The organism is Bradyrhizobium sp. JHI2711, assembly GCF_056156565.1.
Window position 1 is genome coordinate 206,630 of sequence record NZ_JBPZPT010000002.1, and the last position, 15,427, is coordinate 222,056.

Annotated in this window: 16 protein-coding genes; 6 read left to right on the forward strand and 10 right to left on the reverse strand. The window is 65.5% G+C overall.

The window, feature by feature from the left end; translation table 11 throughout:
• Nucleotides 1-36 precede the first annotated feature (36 nt).
• Nucleotides 37-933 (forward strand): methylated-DNA--[protein]-cysteine S-methyltransferase, encoded by an 897-nt coding sequence (locus ACTEK7_RS13500; RefSeq protein WP_036024351.1) that lies wholly within the window; start codon nt 37-39, stop codon nt 931-933.
• A 151-nt stretch (nt 934-1,084) separates the two neighbouring features.
• On the opposite strand, the gene ACTEK7_RS13505 is transcribed toward ACTEK7_RS13500, so the two are convergent.
• The 8 genes from ACTEK7_RS13505 to dnaK form a co-directional block, all read right to left on the reverse strand.
• Nucleotides 1,085-1,708: a 2,3-bisphosphoglycerate-dependent phosphoglycerate mutase gene (locus ACTEK7_RS13505; RefSeq protein ID WP_036003261.1), complete on the reverse strand. Its 624-nt coding sequence runs from the start codon at nt 1,706-1,708 to the stop codon at nt 1,085-1,087.
• A 26-nt stretch (nt 1,709-1,734) separates the two neighbouring features.
• A complete protein-coding gene (gene dapB / locus ACTEK7_RS13510; RefSeq protein WP_036046077.1) occupies nt 1,735-2,550 on the reverse strand; it encodes a 4-hydroxy-tetrahydrodipicolinate reductase in 816 nt (271 codons plus the stop codon).
• Between the two features lie 254 nt (nt 2,551-2,804).
• Nucleotides 2,805-3,116 (reverse strand): DUF1330 domain-containing protein, encoded by a 312-nt coding sequence (locus ACTEK7_RS13515; protein ID WP_036046075.1) that lies wholly within the window; start codon nt 3,114-3,116, stop codon nt 2,805-2,807.
• A gap of 24 nt (nt 3,117-3,140) precedes the next feature.
• On the reverse strand, nt 3,141-3,851 hold the full coding sequence (gene pyrF, locus ACTEK7_RS13520; protein ID WP_225135138.1) for an orotidine-5'-phosphate decarboxylase: 711 nt from the start codon (nt 3,849-3,851) through the stop codon (nt 3,141-3,143).
• Nucleotides 3,852-3,857: 6 nt separating this feature from the next.
• Nucleotides 3,858-4,436, reverse strand: a complete 579-nt coding sequence (locus ACTEK7_RS13525; protein WP_036024345.1) for an NADPH-dependent FMN reductase — start codon at nt 4,434-4,436, stop codon at nt 3,858-3,860.
• Nucleotides 4,437-4,491: 55 nt separating this feature from the next.
• Complete coding sequence (locus tag ACTEK7_RS13530) at nt 4,492-5,091, reverse strand: class I SAM-dependent methyltransferase (RefSeq protein WP_036003251.1); 600 nt, start codon at nt 5,089-5,091, stop codon at nt 4,492-4,494.
• Nucleotides 5,092-5,179: 88 nt separating this feature from the next.
• The gene (dnaJ, locus tag ACTEK7_RS13535; protein ID WP_036024343.1) at nt 5,180-6,316 is read right to left on the reverse strand and encodes a molecular chaperone DnaJ; all 1,137 of its coding nucleotides are present in this window, start codon (nt 6,314-6,316) and stop codon (nt 5,180-5,182) included.
• A 272-nt stretch (nt 6,317-6,588) separates the two neighbouring features.
• Nucleotides 6,589-8,490: a molecular chaperone DnaK gene (dnaK, locus tag ACTEK7_RS13540; protein ID WP_036003245.1), complete on the reverse strand. Its 1,902-nt coding sequence runs from the start codon at nt 8,488-8,490 to the stop codon at nt 6,589-6,591.
• Nucleotides 8,491-8,884: 394 nt separating this feature from the next.
• Between dnaK and ACTEK7_RS13545 the strand changes: the two genes are divergently transcribed.
• Complete coding sequence (locus ACTEK7_RS13545; protein ID WP_036003242.1) at nt 8,885-9,826, forward strand: hypothetical protein; 942 nt, start codon at nt 8,885-8,887, stop codon at nt 9,824-9,826.
• Between the two features lie 230 nt (nt 9,827-10,056).
• Complete coding sequence (pncA, locus tag ACTEK7_RS13550) at nt 10,057-10,779, forward strand: bifunctional nicotinamidase/pyrazinamidase (RefSeq protein WP_036003240.1); 723 nt, start codon at nt 10,057-10,059, stop codon at nt 10,777-10,779.
• A 152-nt stretch (nt 10,780-10,931) separates the two neighbouring features.
• On the opposite strand, the gene grpE is transcribed toward pncA, so the two are convergent.
• Nucleotides 10,932-11,549, reverse strand: coding sequence for a nucleotide exchange factor GrpE (grpE, locus tag ACTEK7_RS13555; RefSeq protein WP_036003237.1), 618 nt, complete (start codon nt 11,547-11,549; stop codon nt 10,932-10,934).
• A gap of 94 nt (nt 11,550-11,643) precedes the next feature.
• A complete protein-coding gene (gene hrcA / locus ACTEK7_RS13560; protein WP_036003234.1) occupies nt 11,644-12,732 on the reverse strand; it encodes a heat-inducible transcriptional repressor HrcA in 1,089 nt (362 codons plus the stop codon).
• A 168-nt stretch (nt 12,733-12,900) separates the two neighbouring features.
• Between hrcA and rph the strand changes: the two genes are divergently transcribed.
• From rph to hemW, 3 genes are read left to right on the forward strand one after another with little or no spacing between them, the layout of a single operon-like run.
• Complete coding sequence (gene rph, locus ACTEK7_RS13565) at nt 12,901-13,614, forward strand: ribonuclease PH (RefSeq protein ID WP_036024340.1); 714 nt, start codon at nt 12,901-12,903, stop codon at nt 13,612-13,614.
• Nucleotides 13,615-13,625: 11 nt separating this feature from the next.
• Nucleotides 13,626-14,261 (forward strand): RdgB/HAM1 family non-canonical purine NTP pyrophosphatase, encoded by a 636-nt coding sequence (gene rdgB, locus ACTEK7_RS13570; protein ID WP_036003228.1) that lies wholly within the window; start codon nt 13,626-13,628, stop codon nt 14,259-14,261.
• Nucleotides 14,248-15,405 (forward strand): radical SAM family heme chaperone HemW, encoded by a 1,158-nt coding sequence (hemW, locus tag ACTEK7_RS13575; protein WP_225148189.1) that lies wholly within the window; start codon nt 14,248-14,250, stop codon nt 15,403-15,405. Before rdgB ends, hemW begins: the two co-directional genes overlap by 14 nt.
• The last annotated feature ends 22 nt before the right edge of the window (nt 15,406-15,427 follow it).

Below are 15,427 nucleotides of genomic sequence, written 5' to 3' on the forward strand. Positions count from 1 at the left end.
TGGTTTCGCGCCAGTCCCTCCCCTACATTTCCGGTCATGATGACCCTTGCGATACATGACCAGCGCCTGGCCAGGCCGGGCACCCAGAACGCCGCGTTGCGCGACTATGATTCGGTGCGGCGGGCGATCGCCTTCATCTCGGCGAACTGGCGCGCGCAACCGACCATCGAGGCGATGGCGGATGCCGCTGGCGTCACGCCGGATGAGCTGCACCATCTGTTCCGCCGCTGGGCTTCGATCACGCCGAAGGCTTTCATGCAGGCACTCACCCTCGACCACGCCAAGAACCTGCTCAGGGATTCCGCCAGCATCCTTGACGCGGCGCTCGACTCCGGCCTGTCCGGGCCGGGCCGGCTGCACGACCTCTTCGTCACCCATGAAGCGATGTCGCCGGGCGAATGGAAGAACGGCGGTGCCGGCCTCACCCTGCGCTACGGCTTCCATTCCTCGCCGTTCGGCACCGCGATCGTGATCGCCACCGATCGCGGCCTGTCGGGCCTCGCCTTCGCCGATCACGGCGAGGAGAAGATCGCGCTCGCCGACATGACGCGGCGCTGGCCGAACGCCACCTATGTGGAAGATCACGAAGGCACCGCGCCGCTCGCCGCGCGCATCTTCGATCCAAAATTGTGGCGGCCGGATCAGCCGCTGCGCGTGGTGCTGATCGGCACCGATTTCGAAGTGCGGGTGTGGGAGACGCTCTTGAAGATTCCGATGGGCCGCGCAGTGTCCTATTCCGACATCGCCTGCAACATCAGGAATCCCAAGGCTTCACGCGCCGTCGGTGCCGCCGTCGGCAAGAACCCGGTCTCCTTCGTCGTGCCCTGCCATCGCGCACTCGGCAAGAGCGGCACGCTCACCGGCTATCATTGGGGCATCACCCGCAAGCAGGCGATGCTGGGCTGGGAGGCCGGGCAGCTGGGGCTGCAGTAGGCAAGATGCAGTAGGATTTCGTAGGGTGGGTTAGCGCAGCGTAACCCACCTCTCTGGTTTCCGCAGAACAGAAGTGGTGGGTTACGCCAGCGACTGCGCTTTGCGCAGTCGCCGTCTAACCCACCCTACGGCACCGCGCTTGCGGCAAAGTCTACCCCGCCAGATCCAGCTTCGAGGCCACGGTCGAATCCGCGTTGAGGCGGTAGATGATCGGCACGCCGGTGGCGAGCTCGCGCTTCAAAATGCCTTCGGGCGAGAGCTTCTCCAGCACCATGATCAGCGCGCGCAGCGAGTTGCCGTGGGCGGCAACCAGCGTGCGCTTGCCGTTGAGCACACCGGGCAGGATCTCCTGCACGTAGTACGGCAACGCGCGCGCGAGCGTGTCCTTCAGGCTTTCGCCGCCGGGCGGCGGCACGTCGTAGGAGCGGCGCCAGATCAGCACCTGCTCCTCGCCCCATTTCTTGCGGGCGTCGTCCTTGTTGAGACCGGAGAGATCACCGTAGTCGCGCTCGTTGAGCGCGAGGTCCTTCGAAGTCGGCAGACCCTCCTGGCCGAGCTCAGCGAGGATGAGATCGAGCGTGTGCTGCGCGCGCGTCAGCACCGAGGTGTAGGCGACGTCGAACACCAGGCCCTGTGCCTTCAGCTTGCGGCCGGCTTCTTTGGCTTCCTTCACGCCGAGCTCGGTGAGGTCAGGGTCCTTCCAGCCCGTGAACAGGTTCTTCAGATTCCATTCGCTCTGGCCGTGGCGCACGAGCACGAGAAGGCGTTCGCTCATTGACTGCTTTCCGTTGCTTGATTGGATCAGATATCGTCGAGGCCGAGCACGTCGGCCATGGTGTAGTGCCCCGGCTTCTTGCCGTGCGCCCACAGCGCGGCCTTGAGCGCACCATGGGCGAACAGCATGCGGTCCTCGGCCTGATGCGACAGCGTCAGGCGCTCGAACGGGCCGAGGAAGGTGACGCTGTGGTCGCCGGCCACGGTGCCGCCGCGCAAGGAGGCGAAACCGATATTGCCCGGCCGACGGGCGCCGGTGATGCCGTCACGGCCGCGTTCGGAATGGTCATCGAGAGTAACCCCGCGGCCGCTCGCTGCGGCCTGGCCCAGCATCAGCGCGGTGCCCGAAGGCGCATCGACCTTCATACGGTGATGGGTCTCGACGATCTCGATATCAAAACTCTGGTCGAGCGCCTTGGCAACGCGCTTGACCACGGCGGCGAGCAGATTGACGCCAAGACTCATATTGCCCGACTGCACCACCACGGCGCGATTGGTGACGCTCTTGATCACGGCATTGTCCGAGCCGGACAGGCCGGTCGTGCCGACGACGTGCACGAGGCCGCGCTCGGCGGCGATCGCGACATTGGCGATGGTCGCCGCAGGCACTGTGAAATCGAGGATGCCGTCGGCCTCCTTGCACATCGCCCAGAGATCGGCGGAGAGCTTGATGCCGTTGGCGGGCAGGCCGGCGAGCACGCCGGCATCCTTGCCGAGCAGCTGGGAGCCCGGCGCCTCCAGCGCGCCGGCCAGCACGGCGCCCTCGCTTTCAGCAATCGCCCGCACCAGCGCCCGGCCCATCCGGCCGCCGGCTCCCGCAACAATCAAGCGCATGTCGGACATGGTGTGATCCTCTTCGAGGCCGTTGTAGCGGGGGGAGGCAGTTCCGGCAACCGAGGCCCAAGAGGGCGATGCGTGCCTTTACCCTCCCCTGGAGGGGGAGGGTCGATCGCGCGCAGCGCGGGCGGGGTGGGGTGACGGTCTCTCCGCGACGGACGGTGCCCGAGTGGAGAGATCACCCCACCCCGTCATGCAATCTCGCTTCGCTCGATCGCATGCCGACCCTCCCCCTCCAGGGGAGGGTAAGAACGAGAGCCTCAGCCGTCCTGCGGCTGCGGGCCGTCGTAGCCTTCGATGACGATGAGGTCGGCGATCGAGTGCGGCTGGCGCACCTTGATGTTGGCCTGGTATTCCGGCGAGTTGTAGCAGGCGAGCGCGGTCTCGTAGTCAGGGAATTCGATCACGACGTTGCGGTTGCGGCTGGCGCCTTCGACGGTGGTGAACTTGCCGGCGCGGACGACGAAGCGGCCGCCCCATTTCTTGAAGATCGGGCCGTTGGCGATGGCGTAGGGCTTATAGCCCTCGTCATTGCTGACGTCGACACGACCGATCCAGTAGCCTTTTGCCATTGTTCTCTCCCTGTTGTTGATGGATTACCCGAGAGCTTGCGCGATCTCGGTGTGGATGGCGTCGGCGACCGCCTTCGGATCGGCGGCTTCCACAACCGGGCGCCCGACGACCAGATAATCCGCGCCGGCGGCGATCGCACGGCTAGGCGTCATGATGCGCTTCTGGTCGCCGCTGGCGGCGCCGGCCGGACGAATGCCGGGGGTGACGAGGCTCATCTGGTGGCCGACGATCTTGCGCAGGCTACCCACCTCCTCCGGCGAGGACACGAGGCCATCGACACCGAGCACCTGCGCCTGCTGCGCACGCGCCTCGACCAGCTCCGACACGCTGAGCCGATAACCGGCCGCATGCAAATCGTCGTCGTCGTAGGACGTCAGCACCGTCACGGCGAGGATCTTCAGGCTGGCCCTGCCGCGGCCTTCGACGGCGCCCTTCATGGTCTGCGGATAGGCGTGAACGGTGACGAAGGTCGCGCCCAATTTGGCGACACTCTCGGTGCCGCGCGCGACCGTATTGCCGATGTCGTGCATCTTGAGATCGGCGAACACCTTCTTGCCCGCATCAGCGAGCTTGCCGATCAGCGGCAGGCCGCCGGCATAAGCGAGTTGATAGCCGATCTTGTAGAACGTGACGCTGTCGCCGAGCTTCGCGATCATCGCCTCCGCGGCATCAACGCTCGGCAGATCGAGCGCAACGATCAGGCGGTCCTTCGGGGCGATCTCGGCTGGCGTCATGTCACCTCACATCATGCGTTGGGAAACGTCGATCAACTGCGTCACCAGCTCCTTCAGCGCGGCGATATCGCCCTCGTTCTTCAGCCTGTCCCTATCGTCATAGGCCTGGTCGGCAAAGGCGAGCGTGAGCTGGCTGGCAATCACGTTGGCGTGGCAGGCGGAGAGGATCAGCCGCAGCGCCTGCAGCGCGCGGGCGGCACCTAACCGGCTCTGGGACGCGCCGGCAAGCGCGAAGACCCGGTTGCGGAACACCTCTCCGCGCGCCTCGTGCAGCTCGTGCACGCGGCTGACCCAGTCGATCGCGTTCTTCAGGAGCGGCGGCACCGAGGCGTTGTATTCGGGCGAGACGATGAGGACACCGTGATGCGCGCCGATCATGCGCTTCAGATTGATCGCGTGCTTGGGCACGCCCGATTTGGCCTGGAGATCGCCGTCATAGATCGGCAGCGGAAAATCGGCGAGCGAGATGCGGGTGACGTCGACGCCGGCCTGGACGAATTCGTAAGCAGCCACAGCCGCCAGCTTCGCATTGTGCGAGCCGGTGCGCAGCGAGCCGGGAATGATCAGGATCTTGGGGGCTGGCATCCAATCTCATGCATTCGGCGAAACGAGCCCGCCGCGCAAAGAGGAGCCGGCGGATTTAATGCTTGCGATACACCCAGACGCGGGCCGGCGGAAGGTTCATCCAGATCCGTTCCGAGGCCTCTGTGGACACGCCGGATAGCGATTTCGGGATCGGCGGCACCACCGCATAGGTGAACTGGATGAAGGGCGCACCGGGCGCGAGCGCGGTGAAGGCATCGCGGATGAGCCGCAGCCGCGTCAGCATCGGTTTGGTGACGAGCGGCAGGCCGGACACGACCGCGCTGGCCGGCGCGCTCAAGACATTCCAGAGCGTGTCGCGCAGGCGGTAGGCATCGCCCTGCACCACCTTGGCTTGCGGGTAGCGGTCGCGCAGCAGCGCGCAGAAGCCGGGATTGTATTCGACGAGAACGAGACGTTTCTGGTCGACCCCGCGCTCGATCAGCGCGGACGTGATGGCGCCGGTGCCGGGTCCGAGCTCGACCACCGGTGCGTCGGAATCGGGATCGACATAATGAGCCATGGTCCGCGCCAGCAGCTTGCCGGACGGCATCACCGCGCCCATGTGCAAGGGCTTTTCGATCCACGACCTGAGAAAGCGCACCTCGTCATCGAGACGAGGCTTCTTCAACGCACGCGCGGACGATGGCAATGGCATGTCGGGACCGGACGGAACCGCAGGACCGCGGCTTGTCAGAAAATGGTCATAAAGACGTATAGGCCGGAGGCGATACGGTCAAGACGCGTCAGTTCGCCCGATTGCCGAAGAAATCCTTGACCTTGGCGAAGAAGCCCTCGGCTTCCGGCTGGGTGTTGCCGGAGGAGAGCTTCTCGAACTCGGCCAGCAATTCCTGCTGCTTCTTGGTCAGGTTCTGCGGGGTCTCGACCATGACCTGAACGTACATGTCGCCCATCTGGCGCGACCGCAGCACCGGCATACCCTTTGATGCAATGCGGAATCGGCGGCCCGACTGGGTGCCGGCGGGCACCTTCACCTTGGTCTTGCCCTTGTCGATGGTCGGCACCTCGAATTCGCCGCCGAGCGCGGCGGTCACCATCGAGATCGGCACGCGGCAATGCAGGTCGGCGCCGTCACGCTGGAAGAACTGGTGCTGGGCCAGCGAGAGGAAAATGTAGAGGTCGCCGGGCGGTCCGCCGCGGACCCCCGCCTCGCCCTCGCCGGCGAGCCTGATCCGTGTGCCGTCCTCGACGCCTTGGGGAATGTTGACCGAGAGCGTCCGCTCCCGGGTGACCCGCCCTTGTCCCGCGCAGGACGGGCAGGCGTCTTCGATCATCTGGCCGCGGCCCTGACAGCCCGGGCAGGTCCGCTCCAGCGTGAAGAAGCCCTGCGACTGCCGCACGCGGCCGGCGCCGCCGCAGGTCGAGCAGGTCTTCGGCTTGGTGCCGGCCTTGGCACCGATGCCCGAGCAGGCCTCGCAGGTGACCGAGACCGGAATCTCGATCTGCGCGGTCTTGCCGCCAAAGGCTTCCTCGAGGGTGATTTCCATATTGTAGCGCAGATCGGCGCCGCGCTCGCGGCCACCGCGGCCGCGCTGCCCGGCCATGCCGAACAGGTCCTCGAAGATGTCGGAGAAAGAGGAGGCGAAGCCGGCACCGAAACCGGCGCCACCGCCGAAGCCGCCGCCCTGCTCGAACGCGGCGTGGCCGTAACGGTCATAGGCGGCGCGCTTGTCCTTGTCCTTCAGGACCTCGTAAGCCTCGTTGATTTCCTTGAACTTGACTTCGCTGGTCTCATCCCCGGGGTTGCGGTCGGGATGGAATTTCATCGCCAGCTTGCGGAACGACGATTTCAGCTTGCCTTCGTCGGCGTCGCGTTCGACTTCGAGGGTCTCGTAATAGCAGCGCTTGGTGGACGTGGACATGATGAGCTCGGTCTATCCAATCGCGATTCAAGTTGGCGCGGAACAACGCTGACATGCGGCGGAATGAGCGCCCTTCGACCTTGCAGCAGAGGGCAGCCTGGCAGCGCTGAGAATAACGGCTGGGAATTGATCGATCGTAACGGGGCCGACTTTGAAGGAGCCTTGAAAGGAGTCCTGGCCCGTCCGTCCCGACACGACGGCCTCCCCCGCGAGGGAGGAGGCCGGTAGCGTGTGTGGGGTCCAAGCCGTCCGCATCGTCACCCTCTCGGGGCTTAAGCGGACTTCTTGTTGTTCTTGTCGTCGTCGACCTCGGTGAATTCCGCGTCGACGACGTCGTCCTTGGCCGCATCCTTCTTGGCGTCGGCCTCGGCCTGCTGCTTGTACATGGCCTCGCCGAGCTTCATCGAAGCCTGCGCCAGCGTCTGGGTCTTGGCCTTGATCGCCTCGGCATCGTCGCCCTTCAGCGCTTCCTTGAGGTCGCTGACGGCATCCTCGATGGCGCGGCGCTCGCTCTCGGCAACCTTCGAGCCGTGCTCGGCCAAAGCCTTCTCGGTCGAATGCACCAGGCCATCCGCCTCGTTCTTGGCGGTGACGGCCTCGCGGCGCTTCTTGTCCGCCTCGGCATTGGCCTCGGCGTCCTTGACCATCTTCTCGATGTCGGCTTCCGACAGACCGCCGGAGGCCTGGATGCGGATCTGCTGCTCCTTGCCCGTGGCCTTGTCCTTGGCCGAGACGTTGACGATGCCGTTGGCGTCGATGTCGAAGGTCACCTCGATCTGCGGCATGCCGCGGGGCGCCGGCGGAATGCCCATCAGGTCGAACTGACCAAGCATCTTGTTGTCGGCCGCCATTTCACGCTCGCCCTGGAAGACGCGGATGGTGACGGCATTCTGGTTGTCCTCAGCCGTCGAAAACACCTGGCTCTTCTTGGTCGGGATCGTGGTGTTGCGGTCGATGATGCGGGTGAACACGCCGCCCAGCGTCTCGATGCCCAGCGACAGCGGGGTGACGTCGAGCAGCAGCACGTCCTTGACGTCGCCCTGGAGCACGCCGGCCTGGATCGCAGCGCCGATCGCCACGACTTCGTCCGGGTTGACACCCTTGTGCGGCTCCTTGCCGAACAGCTGCTTCACGACTTCCTGGACCTTCGGCATGCGCGACATGCCGCCGACCAGCACGACCTCGCCGATCTCACCGGCGGTGACGCCGGCGTCCTTCAGCGCCTTGCGGCAGGGCTCGACGGTCTTCTGGATGAGGTCGTCGACCAGCGCCTCGAACTTGGCGCGGGTGAGCTTCATCGTCAGATGCTTCGGGCCGGTCTGGTCCGCGGTGATGAAGGGCAGGTTGATCTCGGTCTGCGTCGTCGAGGACAGCTCGATCTTGGCCTTTTCAGCGGCTTCCTTCAGGCGCTGCAGCGCGAGCTTGTCGTTGCGCAGGTTGATGCCCTGCTCCTTCTGGAACTCGTCGGCGAGATAACCGACGAGGCGCATGTCGAAATCTTCGCCGCCGAGGAAGGTGTCGCCGTTGGTCGACTTCACCTCGAACACGCCGTCGCCGATTTCGAGAATGGAGATATCGAACGTACCGCCGCCGAGGTCATACACCGCGATGGTGCCGGCCTTGGTCTTGTCGAGGCCATAGGCGAGCGCGGCCGCGGTCGGCTCGTTGATGATGCGCAGCACTTCGAGCCCCGCGATCTTGCCGGCGTCCTTGGTCGCCTGGCGCTGAGCGTCGTTGAAGTAGGCGGGAACGGTGATGACGGCCTGCTCGACCTTCTGGCCGAGATGGGCTTCCGCGGTCTCCTTCATCTTCTGCAGGATGAAAGCCGAGACCTGCGAGGGTGAGTAGGTCTGGCCGTCGGCCTCGACCCAGGCGTCGCCGTTGGAAGCCTTCACGATCTTGTAGGGAACGAGCTTCTTGTCCTTCTCGACCATCGGGTCGTCGTAGCGGCGGCCGATGAGGCGCTTCACTGCGAAGAAGGTGCGCTCGGGATTGGTGACGGCCTGGCGCTTGGCCGGCTGGCCGACGAGGCGCTCACCGTCATCCGTGACGGCGACGATCGAAGGCGTCGTGCGCATGCCTTCGGAATTCTCGATGACTTTGGCGTTCTTGCCATCCATCACGGCGACGCACGAATTCGTGGTGCCGAGGTCGATCCCAATGACCTTTCCCATGGTCCTGATATCCTTCTTTTTGCGGCAGGTTGGCTGGGCCCAAGAGGCACCCGAACCGAAACCCCCTAAGATCAAACATCCGCGATATTGCGATGATTGAGGCTCATATAGGAGGGGGGGAGGGGCCCGCAAGGACCGAAGCTAGGTTTCTGCCGCTAAAACATCCGGTTTTGGAAGGTGATATCCGGGCTCAACCGCCCTTGCGGGTGAGGAATTATTAACAGGTCCGGGCGTCGGCAAGCCCCCGCACCCGCAAGCCCGCCCGCCCTGTTGCGGCGAGGCCAAACCGGCTAAAAGGCGGACCGACCGCACAGCCGGCGCAGCTGCTTCGCGCGACAAAGCGGCCCCGTGGCCGACCATCGAACGGCCTCAATGTGAACCAATCAGAGTGGCCATGAAGCTGATCCGCCCCCTCGCCGCGCTCGCCCTCCTCGCCGTAACAGCGCTTCCGGCCTTCGCCGCCGACGTCGTTTTCCCACCCGGCTTGCGTCTCGGCATGGTGCCGCTGATCGGCCTCAGCACGGCCAAGACCTTTCCGGGCTTCGAGAGCGAGGACGGCAACGTCAAGGTGCTGGTCACCGAGCTGCCGCCGGCCGCCTATGGCGAGGTCGTGAGCGCCTTCAATTCCAATCCCGGGGGGACCGGCGGCGTCAAGCAGGACAAGGTCGAGACCCCCGCTGGCCTTGCCTATTTCACCACCGAAAGCGGCAAGGCCGGCGATACCCCGGTGAAGCGGTATTCGATGATCGTGCCCGGCGCCGGCTTCTCCGGCTATGTCGCGGTACAGATCCCGGAGAATGCGACCAAGATCTACACGGACGAGGCGGTGCGACAGATGTTCGCGAGCGCCACCACCCGCAGGCAGGTCTCGGCCGAGGAGCAGATCGCGCTGCTGCCGTTCAAGATCACCGATCTCGCCGACTTCAAGGACATCAAGACCCTGGCACCGGGCTCGAGCATCATCCTGGCCGACGGCGATGAGAGCGTGGGCTACGAGGCGAGGCCGTTCATGATCCTCGGCCTGATCGGCGCCACCCCGCAAGCCGCCGACGACCGCGCCCGCTTCGCCCGGGAGGCGGCGCTCCAGATTCCCGGCGTGCGCGAGTCGCGCATCACCATGTCCGAGCCGATCCGCATCAACGGCCAGCAAGGCTTCGAGACCCGGATCGACGGCGTCAGCGGCAAGGACAAGGTCCCGGTGACGGTGGTGCAGTGGATCCGCTTCTCGAGCGGCGGCGCATCATTGCGCATCATCGCCAGCGCCCCGCGTGACCAATGGCAAGCCGCCTTCACCCGCTTCCGCACCGTACGCGACGGGATTCAGCCGAAGGGGTAGGGCGAAGCCGGCGCTAATCGTGGTTGGTCGCAGTTTCACGAAGAACCTTCGCCCAACTTCTCCCTGTGGTTATGGATCCCGGGTTCGCGCTTTGCGCGCCCGGGGATGACGGCGCTATGGGCTTTGTCAGCCCACGCGCTGGACAGAACCCGCTGCATTTTCAGGCTTCTGTTCGTATACGAACGGAACTAGGCTTCCTCCCGTTGGATCATCCTGGAGGGGAGGTAGACATGCTGGTTCGGCGACAGGTCTTGGCAATGCTTGGAACGACGGCGCTGGCGACGCTCGCGCCAAGCGCGCTGTTCGCGGCCGCACCGATCAAGCCGGACGAAGCGTCCGCGCTGCTCGTGATCGACGTGCAGAACTGCTTCCTGCCCGGCGGGAGCCTCGCGGTGAAGGAAGGCGAGCAGGTGGTGCCGGTCATCAATAAGATCTCGAAGGCATTTGCGAATGTGGTGCTGACGCAGGACTGGCACACGCCGGGCCACGTTTCGTTTGCGTCGGTTCATTCCGGCAAGAAGCCGTTCGAAACGGTCGACCTGCCCTACGGCAAGCAGGTGCTGTGGCCGGACCATTGCGTGCAGGGCACCGAGGGCGCGGCGCTGTCGAAGGACCTGTCGATCCCGCACGCCGAGCTCATCATCCGCAAGGGATTTCACAAGAACGTCGACAGCTATTCGGCCTTCCTCGAGGCCGACGGCAAGACCTCGACCGGGCTCGCCGGCTACCTGAGGGGCCGCAAGATCAAGCGCGTCTTCGTCGCTGGTCTTGCGACAGACTTCTGCGTCGCCTGGACCGCGCTCGACGGGCGCAAGGCGGGCTTCGAGGTCTATGTGGTGGAAGACGCCTGCCGCGGCATCGACACGCAGGGCTCGCTCGCCAAGGCCTGGGCCGACATGGCCAAGGCGGGCGTGAAGCGGATTCAGTCTGCGGATATCGCGGTGAGCGCGTAGGCGGCGCGCTATCCTTCCGTCATTCCGGGGCGCGCTTCAGCGCGAGCTATGGTGCGCAATTTGCGCACCTGAGAATCCATTGTGCGGTTGTCTCTGCTGTTCAATGGATACCGGGTTCTCGACTTCGTCGAGCCCCGGAATGACGCCAACACTCAGTTCGCCGCGCTGCTCGATTCGTTGTTGTTCGCCGCGGGCGCAGTCTTCGCGCCGCCCTTGGCGACGCCGACCAGCGCCGGGCGCAGCACGCGGTCACCGATGGTGTAGCCGGCCTGCATGATCTGCACCACGGTGCCCGACGGCACCGACGCGTCAGGCACTTCGTACATTGCCTGGTGGAAGTTCGGGTCGAACTTCTGGCCCTGAGGATCCAGCTTCTTCACGCCGTGTTTTTCCAGCGCGTTGAGCAGCGCGCGCTCCGTGAGCTCGACGCCCTCGATCAACGAGACCAGGCCGGGATCAGCCGCAGCACGCGCCTCCGCCGGAACGGCATCGAGTGCGCGCTGGAGATTGTCGGCGATGTCGAGCACGTCGCGCGCGAAGCCGGTGATGCCGTAGAGGCGGGCGTCGGCGACTTCCTTTGCGGTGCGCTTGCGCAAATTCTCCATCTCGGCCAGCGTCCGCAGCATGCGGTCGCGCGCTTCAGCCGCTTCCTTTTGCAGAGTTTCGACCGAACCCGGCTCGGGATCGTCGGGCATGATGTAGGGTTTCGACACCACGGGCTCGCCGGTCGCTGCAGTCGTGTCTTGGGGTTGCCGGTCTTGCTCGGTCATCGGCTCTGATCTCGAACTCGTTTCAGGGATGTTGGCCCGGATATCGTGCTTAAGCCCGCGAAAATCAAGCGCCCGTGATCGGCAGAAAGGCCGGTCAGCCCCCCAACAGGCGGCTGACGATGCGGGCGGCGTAGTCCACGGTCGGGATCACGCGGGCATAATTCAGCCGCGTCGGGCCGATCACGCCGAGAACGCCGACGATGTGGCCGGCGGCATCCCGATAGGGCGAGATGATGGTGGAGGACCCCGACAGCGAGAACAGCTTGTTCTCACTGCCGATGAAGATGCGCACGCCTTCGGCGGTCTCGGCCCGGCCGAGCAGATCGATCACGCCGCGCTTGGTCTCGAGGTCGTCGAACAACAGGCGAACCCGCTCCAGATCCTCCAGCGCGTGCAGATCTTCGAGCAGATTGGCGTGGCCGCGGACGATGAGCTGACGGTCCTCGCTCTCGCCGCCGGACCAGCTGGCAATGCCGGCCGAGATCACTTTCTGTGTCAGCTGATCGAGCTCGGCACGGGCCTCGCCGAGTGCGGTCTCGAGCTCGAGCCGCGCTTCGGCCAAGGTCCGGCCGCGGATCCGCGCATTGAGGAAATTGCCGGCCTCTGTCAGCGCCGAAGAGGGAACTCCGGGCGGCAGCGTCAACACGCGGTTTTCAACCTGGCCGTCTTCGCCGACCAGGATCACCAGCGCTTTTTCCGGTTCCAGGCGGACGAATTCGATGTGCTTCAGCCGCGCATTGGATTTCGGCGTCAGCACGACGGCGGCGGCCCGGGTCAGACCGGAGAGCCGCATCAAGGCCTGGTCCAGCGCCGCCTCGACCGATTGCGCCTCGCCGACGGACGAGAGCTGGCTCTGGATCGCCTGCCGCTCGGCCTCGTTGAGGTCGCCGACCTGCATCAGGGCATCGACGAAGAAGCGCAGGCCCAGTTCCGTCGGCAGCCGGCCGGCGGAGGTGTGCGGGGCATAGATCAGGCCGAGCTGTTCCAAATCGGCCATGACGTTGCGCACAGATGCCGGCGACAGCGGCATCGCAATCAGGCGGGAAATGTTGCGCGAGCCGACCGGCTCACCGGTCGCGAGATAGCTTTCGACAATTTGACGAAAGATGTCGCGGGAACGCTCGTTGAGCTGGGCAAGGCCTGCGCGCGGCGCGATCAGATGGATCGGATCGTGATGGGCCACAGACGGTAACTCCTCTCGGATCCTTATAATTTGTCCATCCGGACCGCGTCTGACAAGCGTGGCGTTTGCAGGCCGACGGTCAGGGGGTGAATAAGCCCTTGCCGCCCACCCCCGCCCCACCTACAAGCACCGCGAACAGCCTATTCCCGTGAGTTTTGGAGATTTCCCATGCGGCCAAGCCGCCGTGCGCCCGACGAATTGCGCCCCGTGACGCTGGAGCGCGGCGTGGTCAAATATGCGGAAGGCTCGTGCCTCGTTAAATTCGGCGACACCCATGTGCTGGTCACCGCCACGCTTGAGGACCGCCTGCCGCCGTGGCTGAAGGGGCAGGGCCGCGGCTGGGTCACCGCCGAATACGGCATGCTGCCGCGCGCGACCTCCGAACGCACCCGCCGCGAGGCCTCCGCCGGCAAGCAGAGCGGCCGCACGGTCGAGATCCAACGCCTGATCGGCCGCTCGCTTCGCACCATCGTCGATCTCGAAGCTCTCGGCGAGCGCCAGATCACGGTCGATTGCGACGTGCTCCAGGCCGACGGCGGCACGCGCACGGCCTCGATCACCGGCGCCTGGGTCGCGCTTGCCGATTGCCTCAACTGGATGAAGGCGCGCAACATGGTGAAGGCCAACGTGATGCGCGACAACGTCGCCGCGATCTCCTGCGGCATCTACAACGGCACGCCGGTGCTCGATCTCGACTATGCCGAGGATTCGGAAGCCGAGACCGACGCCAATTTCGTCATGACCGGCGATGGCCGCATCATCGAGGTGCAGGGCACCGCGGAACGCGAGCCGTTCACGCAGGACGAGTTCCTGAAGCTGATCGCCCTGGCGCAGAAGGGCATTGCGCGTCTGGTGGACTTGCAGAAACTGGCCGTGGCGTAGTCAATAGGCCCATGCACCGCCGAATCACCGACAAGCTCGTCATCGCCACCCACAATCCCGGCAAGCTCGCCGAGATGAGGGAGCTGCTCGCGCCGTACGGGATCGAGGCGGTGTCGGCCGGCGAGCTCGGCCTAGACGAGCCCGAGGAAACCGGCAACGATTTCCGCAGCAACGCCGCGATCAAGGCGATCGCCGCGGCGGAGGCGACCAAGCTGCCCTCCTTCGCCGACGATTCCGGCATCGTGGTCGATGCGCTCGATGGCGCGCCGGGAATCTACAGCGCGCGCTGGGCCGGCCCGACCAAGGATTTCAACGCGGCGATGGCGCAGATCGAGCGCCTGCTGCAGGAGCGCGGCGCCACCACGCCGGACAAGCGCAAAGCCCACTTCGTCTCGGCGCTTTGTGTGGCCTGGCCCGACGATCATCGCGAGGAGGTCGAGGCGCGCGTCGACGGCACGCTGATCTGGCCACCGCGCGGCACAGCCGGCTTCGGCTACGACCCGATGTTCCTGCCGGACGGGCACAGCCGCACCTTCGGCGAGATGACCAGCATCGAGAAGCACGGCCTGCCGCCGCTTGGGCTCGGCCTGTCGCACCGCGCCCGCGCTTTTCGGAAACTGGCGGAGATCTGCCTTGAGCCGCGCTAACAAGGATGCGTTTGGCGTCTATGTGCACTGGCCGTTCTGCCTGTCGAAGTGCCCCTATTGCGACTTCAACAGCCACGTCCGCCACGCCGCGATCGACGAGACGCGCTTCGCCGCCGCCTTCGCGCGTGAGATCGCAACGACCGCCGAGCGCGCGCCCGGCCGCGAGGTCACGTCGATCTTCCTCGGCGGTGGCACGCCGTCACTGATGCAGCCCGCCACCGTCGGCGCGGTGTTAGACGCGATCGGCAAGCACTGGTCCGTCGCGGGCGACGTCGAGGTGACTCTAGAAGCGAACCCGACCAGCGTCGAAGCCACGCGCTTTGCCGGTTATCGCATCGCCGGCGTCAACCGCGTCTCGCTCGGCGTGCAGGCGCTCGATGACGCCTCGCTCAAAGCGCTCGGCCGCATGCACAGCGCGCGCGAAGCGCTCGATGCCGTCGCCATCGCGCGCCGCGCGTTCGACCGCTATTCGTTCGACCTGATCTACGCCCGCCCCGACCAGACGCCGGCGATGTGGGCGGGCGAGCTGCGGCACGCCATCGATGAAGCGGCCGAGCATCTGTCGCTCTATCAATTGACGATCGAGGAAGGCACGCCCTTCTTCGGCCTGCACCAGGCCGGCAAGCTGAAGACGCCGGACGAAGCGGTCGCCCGCGCGCTCTACGACGTCACGCAGGAGACCTGCGACAAGCTCGGGCTGCCCGCCTACGAGATCTCCAATCACGCGCGGCGCGGCGCCGAATGCCGGCACAATCTGGTGTACTGGCGCGGCGAGGAATATGCCGGCATCGGCCCGGGCGCACATGGCCGTCTCGACATCGACGGGATCAGGCACGCCACCGCCACCGAGGAACGTCCCGAGGCCTGGCTGATGCGGGTCGAGACCAACGGCGACGGCGTCGTCAGCGACGAGCTCCTCAACAGCGAGGAGCGCGCCGACGAATTCCTGCTGATGGGTTTGCGTCTCGCCGAAGGCATCGATCCCGAGCGCTACAAGGCCCTCGCCGGCCGCCCGCTCGACCCCCGCCGCATCGCGCTCTTGCGCGAGGAAGGCGCGATCACCGTGGATGCGACGGGACGGCTGCGCGTGACCAGCAGCGGTTTTCCGGTGCTGGATGCCGTGGTCGCGGATCTGGCGGCTTAGCGGATCTCGTAGCCCGGATGGA